We start from the raw sequence: 1,017 nt of genomic DNA on the forward strand, positions 1-1,017 counted from the left end.
CGGGGCAGAACCTCTTCAGGGAAGACGAAGTTTTCGTGCGGCTGGTCAGCCGGTGCCATCCAGGCACGCAGACCTTCATTCAGAAGAATGTTCTTCGTGTAGAAGGTTTCAAATTCGGGGTCCTCAGCGGCGCGGATTTCCTGCGACACGAAGTCGTAGGCGCGCAGGTTGAGAGCTAGGCCGATGATGCCGATGCTGCTGGTCCACAGACCCATCACCGGCACGAACAGCATGAAGAAGTGCAGCCAGCGCTTGTTGGAGAAGGCGATCCCGAAGATCTGGCTCCAGAAGCGGTTGGCGGTGACCATCGAGTAGGTCTCCTCTTCCTGGGTGGGCTCGAACGCCTTGAAGGTGTTCGACTGATCGGAGTCTTCGAACAGGGTGTTCTCCACCGTGGCGCCGTGGATGGCGCACAGCAGAGCACCGCCGAGGATGCCGGCCACGCCCATCATGTGGAACGGGTTCAGCGTCCAGTTGTGGAAGCCCTGCAGGAACAGCAGGAAGCGGAAGATCGCCGCCACCCCGAAGGACGGAGCGAAGAACCAGCTACTCTGACCGAGCGGGTACATCAGGAAGACACTGACGAACACCGCAATCGGGCCGGAGAAGGCGATGGCGTTGTAGGGGCGGATGCCCACCAGACGGGCGATCTCGAACTGACGCAGCATGAAGCCGATCAGGGCGAAGGCGCCGTGCAGGGCCACGAAGGGCCAAAGACCACCGAGCTGGCACCAGCGCACGAAGTCGCCCTGGGCCTCAGGGCCCCAGAGCAGCAGCAGGCTGTGACCCATGGCGTCAGCGGGGGTGCTGACGGCGGCGGTGAGGAAGTTGCAGCCCTCCAGATAGGAGCTGGCAATGCCGTGGGTGTACCAGGAGGTGACAAAGGTGGTGCCGGTCAGCCAGCCACCCAGTGCCAGATAGGCGGTGGGGAACAGGAGCAGACCCGACCAACCCACAAATACGAAGCGGTCGCGCTTGAGCCAGTCATCGAGGATGTCGAACCATCCCCGCTGCGGC

The 1,017-nt window shown here is 62.4% G+C and carries 1 protein-coding gene; it reads right to left on the reverse strand.

The window, feature by feature from the left end; translation table 11 throughout:
• On the reverse strand, window positions 1-1,017 hold a 1,017-nt coding region (gene psbD, locus CJZ78_RS13480), incomplete at both ends, for a photosystem II D2 protein (photosystem q(a) protein) (RefSeq protein ID WP_198953924.1).

It is taken from the genome of Synechococcus sp. 8F6 (genome assembly GCF_002252665.1).
GTDB lineage: Bacteria > Cyanobacteriota > Cyanobacteriia > PCC-6307 > Cyanobiaceae > Cyanobium_A.